We start from the raw sequence: 11794 nt of genomic DNA, 5'->3' as shown, positions 1-11794 counted from the left end.
GTAACTCTTTTTTTTGGTTGACTAAGTGACCCAGATTAAGTTGCGTTTTGCCGTATTCAGTCGCCAGCTTGATATGCTCTTGTCCCCGTTTGTCATCCATGCGCAACTTGTTATTGGTCGGGGTGCGAATCACATTACGGTGTTTGTTTATTGTGGTGACAGGGTCAGGGTGGGCACTGTCATGCATAGCATGGGCAATATACGGGCGGTCAGGATTGCCGTCCATAAATGCCATGGCGACCTCCGTGCCGTCAATTAACGGAAAATGAAAGCCATAAGTGCCTCCGGCATACGGTTTTGCCAGTCTTACCCATAAACTTTCATTGCCTGCTTTCCATGCTTTCAGGTCATAGTTAAATTTCACCCGATACCGACCTTGGGTATCAATATAGCCATAGGTGTCATTGTCCGGACTGGTCACCCGTGCCGGTAAAGTCCCCCCGATTTGTGGCCAGGCTATCGGTTTAGGGCGATACGGTTTTAATACCTGATACGGAATAGCGGTAAAATGCAGCTCGTAAGCATCCGTGCGGTTGCCTTGCCCTTCTACACTTAATATTATCACCCCGTCAGCAATATCAACTAACGGACTGCCTTTAATCTGTATCCGTTGCCCCGGTGTCAGGTGATAGCGGTTGCTTTTGCCACTAATCACGATTTTTTCACTGATTGCCTGTTCGTGCCGTATTCGGGCATACCATTGTCCGCTTTCCGTGATAGTATTCGGGTCGCTCGGGTTAGAATGATTATCGTCGTTATCGTTATCTACATCATCTACATCACCGTTCAATTTATCTTCTTGTCCGTTACTTCTCAGCCCTTTGTAGTGTTCGCCATAACGGTAATCCGTGCCATAGGTGGTGCTGTCTTTCGGCTGGCTGTTCACGTCACCGTGTAAATTCGCTTTCGCATCACGATAGTTGTAATCCTGCACTTTAACCGATGATTCCACCACCCGACTGCGTAACCGGATATCCCAGATACTTTCTGCTCCACCATCCAGCGTCCCGCTCGGTAACCGGTAATCAATATCGCTGACCTGCTCATAGCCTTGTTCATAATCGCTTATCACCATTACATCGCAATTGTGCTCAGCATGCGTTTCAAATCGAAACCAGACACCAATATCCGCCAGCAGACGCTGAATAAAGCTTAAGTCACTTTCCTGCCATTGGGTGATAAACTCACGTTCAGGGTAGCTGCTGTTTAATTCCAGACGGTAATCGATGCCGGTAAAACCATGACTGCGCAGCACTTCTTCAACCACACTAATCACACTTTGGTTTTGGTATATCGCATTATTGCGATTTAAAGCTAATCTGGCTAAACGAGGCGATAACACTATCTGATAATGTGCCTGCTCTTTACTGACCGATAACAAACTAAAACGGGTAATAACGCCATATATTTTTCGTAAGTCACTCTCGACAGGCAGGTCACTTAGGGAACGAATCGCCGTTGCCAGCACATTTTTAACCGCAGGATTAAAGGAAAATGACGCTTTTTGATTGAGTATATCATCGGGCGATAAGGTTTTATCCGGGCTGGTAAAGTCAATGGTGTAATGCCATGGCTGGTTGAGCTGTTCATCACCTTGTACGTGTAAAACAGAAATTGGCGAAATCAGATTATCAACCGTTAAGGTGTAGCGGTTGTGGCTTACCTCGCCCGTTAATTCATTCAATAAACCTTCACCGACTTGATTGATAAGGGTGGTTATTTTGTTCGCCATGGGTTACTCCTGTATATTTCGCATTTGTCGGACTTTATGCCTGTTATTTAGACAGTCCAATATCATTTTGATAATAATGTTGTAAGTGAGTTTTGTGGGTATGATTGGTGAGCTATTAATAGCAAGAAAAGAGTTAGCGAATTGACAAGATGATGATTGTAAATTGAGATACCAATCATCATGATAATGCCAAAAATGACTGTAAATAGGTAATCGGTTATCTGATAGCACTAAACAACGAACCACAATTACTCCTTAATATCCATACTATCCCTAATTAACTTTTATTTATTTTGTATTATCAATTACGATAATCTTATTTATAAAAAATTATATTACTTTGCAAAAATTTGCAATATAATTTTTGATAAGTTATGTAAAATTAACAATAAATTACAAAACGTGTAAATTCAAATATCGAAGTAAGCATTCTATTAATGTTGTATTTTAATTATTCTAAAAATATTGAATAAAGATAATTTTTCAAAAGTGATAGTTGATTATAAAACGGTGTTGACTATATGGAGATTATGATGAAGATCGAAGTATTAATTATCTTACTTATACCTTAATATCAACTCAATAATCCTATGGTGATCTTCATTATAATAAAATTTTGACTTGCTTAAATTCATCACTTAAATTCAACCAAATCATCATGTTGATGATTGACCTTTGCCAAAATTGACTGGATTTTTTTGTCATCATCAATAATTAAATAAAATGGGCGTAATATTGGATAGTGATTTTTTAGTAAGTCACCTTTTGGAGTACCTTTAGGATAAAATTGAAAAGTAATAACGTTAGAACTGGCTATGATGTTTTTAAAGTCATTCCAATAAAATATTCCTTCTATATCATAAGATTTGACTAAAATTCCTTCTTCAAAAAAGGCAAAATAACTGGTGACAGGCCATTTTAAGCTGTTGTAAAGTTTTTTTAGTCGCCTGATTTCAAATGAAACTGCAATATAATGTTGAAGGATCCAAAATACTATAATAATAGCACCTAGCAACATGACTAATAGAAGATTAAAAAATAGTTTATCTGTCGGATTATAATTTAGGTATAGCACAGTAAGCAGTACCCAAGACGCAATTAATGCGATAAAGGTTAGTATTCTTTTTTTAGGAATGTGAAATCGAAGAACTATATTGTGGATATTGGAAAGAATAATTTTTTTAGATTCTAATTTGACATCGTAATCACACAAAAATTCTGCCTCTTCAGGATCAAAGGCGATATAAGGTTGGTTAACGGCTCCATTCATTCTGCTATTCCTATTCATTTTAGTGATAATCACTTTGCCATTATAAAAGAGCCTAACACACATTGCAAAATAATTATTTGTTTATCATAGAGTTAATTTATAGCCTTGGCGATAATGAGCGTGCTTTAAGCATGATAGTAACTGCATTTGTAGACTATTTTTCGTCCTGTATTTATTGATAATGGTTAACTCGGTTTCGGTAATTAATTGGTTGTCTGATTTAAATAATCTCATTACAATACCTTCCCTTATCCATTGACAGACTCTATTTTATGATCACGTTTCGTCATGCCACACTCAATGATTTGCCTTTTATTGTTGAGGTTTATAATTCGACCATTGCCAGCCGTATGGTCACAGCCGATACATCACCTGTTTCAATCGACAGTAAGCGTGATTGGTTTGAACAACATAATGAGGATAACCGCCCTCTTTGGTTAATTCAGCATCAAAATCAACCTTGTGGTTGGATTAGTTTATCTTCGTTTTATGGGCGACCTGCTTATTCTAAAACGGTCGAAGTGAGTTTATATCTTCATGAACAGTTTCGAGGTAAAAAAATTGGGCAATATATGCTTGCTCAAATTGAAGAATATGCCCGTAAAGTCGGTATCGATAGCATATTAAGTTATGTATTTGGTCATAATATTCCCAGTATCAGTCTTTTTAGTAAAATGCAGTATCAGCAATGGGGATTATGTCCAAAGATTGCCGAACTGGACGGTGTAAAGCGTGATTTAATTATTTTTGGAAAATCACTTATTTAAACGTTGTCAATATCAAATAACTTATGCACTTTATTTATAAGGATACAAGTTTACATGACTATTTTACAAAATTTAATTTATTTAGGACGCCAAGCCAAAATAACCAGTTCACTGATTGTGATTAATATTGCTTGGTTTGTTATATCCCGTCTTTGTGATAGCCGTAGTTTTGTTGATTCTTTAAAAAACTTGTTTTTGGTTGATTGGGGCGCCGATGTATCGCAATTGACTTTTTCGGGGCAATATTGGCGCATGTTCACTAGCTTATTTATGCATGTCAGCCTGTCACACTTGTTAATGAATATGATCGCCTTATGGAGTGTGGGCATCATTTTAGAAAAACGCCTTCCAAAATTTGCCTTTATTGGTATTTATTTTCTTTCTGGATTAATCAGTAATTTAGTCAGTGATATTGCTAATCTTGATCGTACCGTGATTAGTTGTGGGGCATCCGGTGCAATTTTAGGAATTATTACCGCATTATTGGCTTATAGTTTGGTTAATCGGGCCAATCTTAAAGAAATGCCCATCAATGCTATTATCATTAGCTTAGTGCTTACCGCTGGTTTGGGCTTGCTTCCTGGTATTAATAATATGGCGCATTTAGGGGGGGCTGTTGCCGGTTTTGGTTTGGGTTTAGTCGTGTCGTTATTGATAAAATGGTTTGGGTATTCAAGTAAATTTACAGTACTGTTTATTTGTTTATTATTTATCGTGACTATCTGGTGTATTTATATGGGCTATGTGCATTATGAATTACCGGATAATTTAAAATATCATTATTAATCACATTATGTTGCGCTGATAACTAGTGCTATCAGCGCCTGATTTATCATTTTAAAAACTGTTTAATATTTTCGCCGGATCAATTTTACATGCCCGTTTAGCCGGATAATAACTGGCAATTAAACTTAATAGCATGGCTGTAATAAATACAATTAGCACATCAGTTGCATGAATTTTCGAAGGTAAAAAGTCAATAAAATAGACATTTCCATTTAATACTTTATGCCCGATCAGCGATTCAATTACTTTCATGATATTTGACAGTTGCCAAGCAGATAGAACGCCTAAAACTACGCCGAGTAAACTGCCTATTAAACCCGAAATGACCCCATACCAAATAAAGATATGTTTAATTAGGCGATTATTTGCGCCCAGTGTTTTAAGAATTGCAATATCTCGTTGTTTATCTTTTACAGCTATCACTAATGTCGAAACAATATTGAAACAGGCAACACCAATCACCACAATCATTGCTAAATACATGATTTGTCGTATCATTTGAATATCTCGATACATAAAACCGTACGAGTTTTCCCAACTGGTGTATGTGACGTTTTCGTCAAGATTTAATATCGCCCTTCCTAATAGGCTTTTAGCCAAATAAACTTGGTTAACGTTGACCATTATTCCTGTGACACTGTCACCAATATTTAAAAGTTTTTGTGCGTCAGCTAAAGGGATTAACGCAACATTGTTACTTAAGCTACCACTTAAATCTAAAATACCCACCACTTGTAAACGCACACGTTTAGGTGGTTTGAGTTGGTTATTATCACTTGATACCGGAATTAACAATGTTATCCATGCGCCCTGTTTTACCGATAGTTTTTTTGCCAGTCCCGATCCGATAATAATTTGCTGACTGTCGTTTTTAAAATATTGCCAACGATCATCTAACACATATTTTGGTAATGCACTTATGGCTTTTTCGCGCTGTGGATCAACCCCTTGTACCTCAACGGCTCCAAGTTTGCTTCCATTTTCGATAAGCCCTGTAAAGCTGATAAATGGTGCCGCTGAAACAATATTTTTATCTTCTTCTAACTCTTGTTGAATATGCTGCCAGTCATCTAAATTGCCATATTGAGAATATATCTGTCCATGTGGTACAACCGATAACACTCGGTTTTTTAATTCATATTCAAAGCCATTCATGGCACTTAAGCCAATAATGAGTGCGGCAATTCCAATTGCAATGCTTAAAGTTGAGATAATCGAGATAAGTGATACCATGCCACTTTTACGGCGACCTTGACGAAATTTTATTGCCGTCATTAAGGATAGATTCATTTTGTTTTCCACTAAATCGTTTTTTTAATGTCCGCTTTCAGAAAGCTGCCCGTCACTCATAACCAATTGTTTATCTAATTTTTTAGCCAATTCAAGATCATGAGTAACAACCAAAAAAGCTGTTCCTTGTTCTTTATTGAGTTTGATAAGCAAATCAAATATGGCATCCGCTGTTGTTTTATCCAAGTTTCCGGTGGGTTCATCCGCCATGACTAAAGACGGGTTATTAATTAATGCCCGTCCTATTGCCACACGTTGACGTTCACCGCCCGATAGTTCGGATGGACGATGTTCGGCTCGGTTTGTTAAATTAACTGATGCTAACATGTCTTTTGCCCGTTTTTTGGCTTCGTTGGGCGATACACCACCAATTAAGAGTGGCATAGCGATATTTTCAAGTGCGGTAAAATCGGGTAAAAGGTGATGAAACTGGTAGACAAAACCGATATCTTGATTGCGTAATTTTGCTTTTGCTTGTTCTGATAATTGATTAAGCCGTTGTGATTTGAATATGATTTCACCTGATGTCGGTTTGTCCAATCCACCCAGTAGATGTAATAGTGTACTTTTACCCGAACCTGAACTTCCGATAATAGCGAGTAGTGATTGAGGATGAAGATCAAATGAAACATTTTTTAAGACTTCAGTCACCATTTTCCCTTCTTTATAGGTTTTATAGAGATTTTTAGCAGTCAGTAATGGCTGAGTATTATTCATAACGTAGCGCCTCGGCAGGTTGAATGGTTGCAGCACGATAAGCAGGATATAAGGTTGATATTAGCGATAACATGAGTAATCCGATAATAATAAAAACAATTTGTGAAGGTTCGATTAATGTCGGTAATTCTATACCTGCAAGCGATAAATCTAAGGTTTCCATGATGTTATTTAAGTTACAAGCAAGTACAAGTCCTAATGTGCTTCCTAGTAGTGTACCTATTACCCCTGAACTTGCGCCTTGTATGATAAAAATTAGCATTATTTTAAAACGTGATAATCCTTGAGTTTTTAAAATGGCAACCTCACCTTGTTTTTCCATCACCAATAAACTTAAAGACGTAATAATATTAAATGCTGCAACAATCACTATAAGGCTAATCAGTAAACCCATGACGTTTTTTTCCATTTTTATTGCTTGAAATAATTCGCCCCGTTTTGCTCGCCAATCTTTAAATTCAAGTCCTTCCGGTAGCGGAGTATTCGTAATTTCAGCAATTTGTAGAGGGTGTTTCAAAAATAATCGCCAACCGGTAATTGTATTAGCTGGGTAACGGAGTAATTTTTGGGCATCGGTTTGGTTGACGTAAATTAAGGTTTGGTTAATGTCATGGTTAACAGAAAATAGTCCAACAACAGTAAATAAACGTTGTGATGGTATACGCCCCACTGGTGTGACCTGACTGGCATCGGTAATCATTAAACGTATTTTATTACCTACTGTCACGCCGAGTTGATTGGCTAATGTTTGTCCTAAGATTACATTATATTGCCCAGCCTGTAGATCGGATATCGATCCGGTATAAATATAATCTTGAATGGGATCATCATCTTCTGGATTGATGCCCATCAAGGTACTTACATTGATACTTTGTTCACTTTGCAATACCACGTCGCTAGTGACTAACGGCGTAATGCGACTTACGCCATTAATCTGTCCAAATTGTTCATATGCCGTGTTATCTATGACGATTTTGCCTTGTGGTGTGGTGATTTGTGCTTGCGGTAAGAACTTTAACACACTATTTTGCATCTGATCTTCTAGTCCATTCATGACCGATAACACCAGAATTAATCCCAATGATCCAAGCATGATCCCTATCATCGATAACCATGAAACAAAGCGACCAAAGCCATCAGTCTTTTGACCATATACATAACGTAACCCAATATAAAGCACTAATGGACGAAATATTTTTGACATAAATGTTTATCATTTCCGAAACTTTTTGACAAAGTTTTGCAAGTTAAATAGAAGACGTTTATCATACAGGATTAAACAGTTATAGAAAACATCCAAGTAATTACGTTATAATGTATTAATACTTTTTGCACCAATATCAATTAAATTTATCATGTCTAAAAAACTCAATATTTCAACACTTATTCCACAAAAACCCGGTGAAGTAAAACAGTTTGGACAACTGGTGGGATCCTCATTATCGAAACTATGTGCCGATGCAATTGCTGCGCATAACGGTTTAGTGGTGATTGTCACCGATGATATGCAGCAAACAACCCGCATTTATGAAGAGCTGAAGCAATTTAGCCATTTTCCGGCTATTTCGTTTCCTGATTGGGAAACCTTGCCTTATGATAGTTTTTCACCTCATCAAGATATTGTATCTGAACGCTTATCTTGCCTTTATCATCTTGCACATTTAACCAAAGGCGCGTTAATTTTACCGATCAATACGTTAATGCAAAAAGTTTGCCCAAAAAGTTATTTAGGTGGGCATGTGTTCATCATGAAGAAAGGCTTACAAATTAGCCGTGAACATTTGCGAATGCAATTAGAAAATGCCGGTTATCGCGCTGTTAGCCAAGTCATGGAACATGGCGAGTATGCCACACGAGGCGCACTTTTTGATATTTTTCCTATGGGTAACGATAAACCTTATCGTATTGATTTTTTTGATGATGAAATTGATAGTATCCGAACGTTTGATGCTGAAACACAACGAACGCTTGAAGAAATTGTTGAAATTGAGTTATTACCAGCTCATGAGTTTCCTTTTGATAAAGCGGCTATTGAATTGTTTCGTAGCCAATGGCGTGCAAAATTTGAAGTCAGATTAGAGCCTGAAAGTATTTATCAGCAAGTCAGTAAAAATATCTTACCAACAGGGATTGAATACTGGCAGGCCTTGTTTTTTAGTGAGCCGCTAACGACACTTTTTTCTTATTTTTTAGATAATACGCTAATTATTAATACGGTCAATATCGAGCAGTTTGCCAATAAATATTGGCAAGATATTAATCAACGTTATGATAGTCGCAAAGTTGATCCTATGCGTCCTTTACTTGAACCCGCGGTTATTTGGTCTAAAACGGATGAAATCTTTGCTAATTTTAAACATTATCCAAGGATGATTGTATCGAATAACACGGTGGATGAGTCATCTAAAAATATCAATTTACCTTTTATGAGTTTGCCTGATATTGGTTTTCAGATTCAATTGAAAGACCCTTATCATCAGTTTAATCAATTCACTGAAAACTTTAATGGCAAGATTATTTTTTCGGTTGAATCAGAAGGTCGTAAAGAAGCATTACAAGAGATTTTAGGTCGAATTCGTATTTATCCAACCAGCATTAATCAGCTTGATCAGCAAGCAACGGTTGATAACCGCTTTTGTGTCATGGTCGGTGCGGGTGAACAAGGTTTCATTGATGAGCAACAGCATTTTGCTTTTATTACTGAAAATGAACTGTTAGGACGACGTGTTATCCGTCGTAAAAATGAGAACAGACAAGCTATTAATACCGATAGTTTAGTTCGTAGTTTAGCCGAATTAACCCCTGGTAAACCAGTCGTGCATTTAGAGCACGGTGTAGGACGTTATGCTGGGTTAACAACGTTAGAAACAGGCGGTATTACGGCTGAATATCTTATTTTGCTTTATGCAAATGATACCAAACTTTATGTACCTGTTTCATCGCTTAACCTGATCAGCCGTTATTCTGGCGGTGATGAAGAAAATGCGCCTTTAAATAAATTAGGGACAGATGCTTGGAGCAAAGCCAGACAAAAAGCAGCAGAAAAAGTCCGTGATGTTGCTGCCGAATTGTTAGATATTTATGCGGAGCGTGAAAGTAAACCAGGATTTGAATTTAAGCAAGATCGTGAACAATACGAACTGTTTTGCCAAGCCTTTCCTTATCAAGAAACGGAAGATCAACAAAATGCTATTGGCGCCGTTATCGGGGATATGTGTTCACCTTATGCTATGGATCGATTGGTTTGTGGGGATGTCGGCTTTGGCAAAACTGAAGTTGCAATTCGCGCTGCTTTTTTAGCTGTCGTCAATCAAAAGCAAGCCGCAGTTTTGGTGCCAACCACCTTACTTGCTCAACAACATTATGAAAGTTTTTGTAATCGTTTTGCTAATTGGCCAATACGTATTGAAAGTTTGTCTCGTTTTAAAACCGCAAAACAGCAACGAGCCGTCATTGATGCACTTGCAGAAGGTAAAGTCGATATTGTCATTGGCACGCATAAATTATTGCAGGAAGATGTAAAATGGAAGGATCTTGGTCTATTGATTGTTGATGAAGAGCATCGCTTTGGTGTTCGTCAAAAAGAACGTATCAAAGCTATGCGAGCCAATATCGATATATTGACCCTAACTGCTACCCCTATTCCTCGAACATTGAATATGGCGATGAGTGGCATGCGTGATCTTTCTATCATTGCCACGCCTCCTGCTCGCCGATTAGCAGTGAAAACCTTTGTCAGAGAATACGATGATTTAGTGATTCGAGAAGCTATCCTGCGTGAAATTTTGCGTGGTGGTCAAATCTATTATTTACATAATGATGTCTCGGATATTAATAATGTGAGTGAAAAGCTAGCCGAATTAGTGCCCGAAGCACGTATTGGCGTTGGTCATGGTCAAATGCATGAACGAGATTTAGAGCGAGTGATGAATGATTTTCATCATCAACGTTTTAATATTTTAGTTTGTACCACCATTGTTGAAACCGGTATCGATATTCCTAATGCTAATACGATTATTATTGAGCGTGCCGATAAATTTGGTTTAGCGCAATTGCATCAGTTGCGTGGTCGGGTTGGTCGTTCGTATCATCAAGCATATGCTTATTTATTAACACCACATCCTAAATTATTGAGTAAAGATGCAAAAAAACGTCTTGATGCTATCGCAACCCTAGAAGATTTGGGTGCAGGTTTTGCTTTAGCAACGCATGATCTGGAAATTCGAGGTGCAGGCGAGTTGTTAGGAAGCGATCAAAGTGGTCAAATTGAAACTATTGGGTTTAATTTATATATTGAACTACTAGAAGATGCCGTAAAATCCTTAAAAGAAGGAAAAGAACCTACGCTTGAATCACTGTTGACCAGTCAACAAACGGAAATTGAGTTACGTTTACCTACATTGATTCCAGACGATTTTATTCCGGATGTTAATACTCGTTTATCTTTGTATAAACGTATTGCGAGTATCAATAATTTAGATGAATTGACCGATATACAAGTTGAAATGCGTGATCGTTTTGGGCAATTACCTGATGCAGTTCTCTTTTTGTTAGAAACAACTAAAATTCGTTTTCATGCTAATCAATTAGGCATTACTAAAATTGAATTTGGTGAAAAAGGTGGGTTTATCGAATTTGGTAGTAATAATAAAATTTCAGTTGATTATTTAATTGAAATCATTCAAAAAGAACCTAAAAATTATCGTTTAGAAGGCAATAATAGATTAAGATTACAAAAAACTGATTTACAACGTGTAGAGCGTATTGAATATATCAAAAACTTGTTAACTGAATTTTCCACACATCAAGCATAACACACAACATCTTGAAAATTGTTTAATAAATAGCTCATTGCTCTGTATAGATGCCACCCACATAGCAATGAGCAGAGCTAAATTAATATTGCCAGTCAATTTGAAGTTAATATAAAACGTTATTTGTTAGCTGAATAAATATCATGTTTTGATTCCTATCTACCAAACATTTTCTTTATCCTTCTTAATGAGTAAGGTCATACTCATTTTGACCATTAGCTATGCTTTTTTTATCTGTATCGCTAAGTATGCGATGAAATTAGTATCAGTATTTTCTCTAATAAATTGTGATTTTATAAAATCACTTAAAAACTCGCTTATCGTTCTGAAATCCATTAGAATTGAAAGGTCAGAATCGCATAAAACTATTTATTCATAATAAGATAGTTTATTGATAATAATTTAGTTTTACTCGTCT

Annotated in this window: 9 protein-coding genes; 3 read left to right on the top strand and 6 right to left on the bottom strand. The window is 36.9% G+C overall.

What is annotated here, in order from left to right:
- From J3U14_RS10210 to J3U14_RS10200, 3 genes are all read right to left on the bottom strand, one after another.
- Nucleotides 1–1732: type VI secretion system Vgr family protein (locus J3U14_RS10210; RefSeq protein ID WP_267369668.1), on the bottom strand; the 1732-nt coding region annotated here is incomplete at its 3' end.
- 3 nt (nt 1733–1735) lie between these two features.
- On the bottom strand, nt 1736–1978 hold the full coding sequence (locus tag J3U14_RS10205; protein WP_267369666.1) for a hypothetical protein: 243 nt from the start codon (nt 1976–1978) through the stop codon (nt 1736–1738).
- 388 nt (nt 1979–2366) lie between these two features.
- On the bottom strand, nt 2367–3002 hold the full coding sequence (locus J3U14_RS10200) for a hypothetical protein (RefSeq protein WP_267351920.1): 636 nt from the start codon (nt 3000–3002) through the stop codon (nt 2367–2369).
- Nucleotides 3003–3274: 272 nt separating this feature from the next.
- On the opposite strand from J3U14_RS10200, the gene J3U14_RS10195 reads away from it, so the two are divergent.
- Nucleotides 3275–3769, top strand: a complete 495-nt coding sequence (locus J3U14_RS10195) for a GNAT family N-acetyltransferase (protein ID WP_267351918.1) — start codon at nt 3275–3277, stop codon at nt 3767–3769.
- Nucleotides 3770–3823: 54 nt separating this feature from the next.
- Nucleotides 3824–4555, top strand: coding sequence for a rhomboid family intramembrane serine protease (locus tag J3U14_RS10190; RefSeq protein WP_267351916.1), 732 nt, complete (start codon nt 3824–3826; stop codon nt 4553–4555).
- A 51-nt stretch (nt 4556–4606) separates the two neighbouring features.
- Here the strand turns inward: J3U14_RS10190 and lolE are convergent, their stop codons facing one another.
- Genes lolE through lolC form a run of 3 tightly spaced genes read right to left on the bottom strand, consistent with a single transcriptional unit; the run spans nt 4607 to nt 7757 of the window.
- Nucleotides 4607–5845, bottom strand: coding sequence for a lipoprotein-releasing ABC transporter permease subunit LolE (gene lolE, locus J3U14_RS10185; RefSeq protein ID WP_267351914.1), 1239 nt, complete (start codon nt 5843–5845; stop codon nt 4607–4609).
- 24 nt (nt 5846–5869) lie between these two features.
- Nucleotides 5870–6562, bottom strand: a complete 693-nt coding sequence (gene lolD, locus J3U14_RS10180) for a lipoprotein-releasing ABC transporter ATP-binding protein LolD (protein ID WP_267351912.1) — start codon at nt 6560–6562, stop codon at nt 5870–5872.
- Entirely contained in the window at nt 6555–7757 is a 1203-nt protein-coding gene (lolC, locus tag J3U14_RS10175) for a lipoprotein-releasing ABC transporter permease subunit LolC (RefSeq protein ID WP_416380161.1), read from the bottom strand. Before lolC ends, lolD begins: the two co-directional genes overlap by 8 nt.
- A 160-nt stretch (nt 7758–7917) precedes the next feature.
- On the opposite strand from lolC, the gene mfd reads away from it, so the two are divergent.
- The gene (gene mfd, locus J3U14_RS10170; RefSeq protein ID WP_267351908.1) at nt 7918–11376 is read left to right on the top strand and encodes a transcription-repair coupling factor; all 3459 of its coding nucleotides are present in this window, start codon (nt 7918–7920) and stop codon (nt 11374–11376) included.
- Nucleotides 11377–11794: the final 418 nt, after the last annotated feature.

Source organism: Gilliamella sp. B3801 (assembly GCF_026536645.1).
Taxonomy (GTDB): Bacteria; Pseudomonadota; Gammaproteobacteria; order Enterobacterales; family Orbaceae; genus Gilliamella; species Gilliamella apicola_I.
This window is presented reverse-complemented; position numbering and strand designations above follow the sequence as displayed.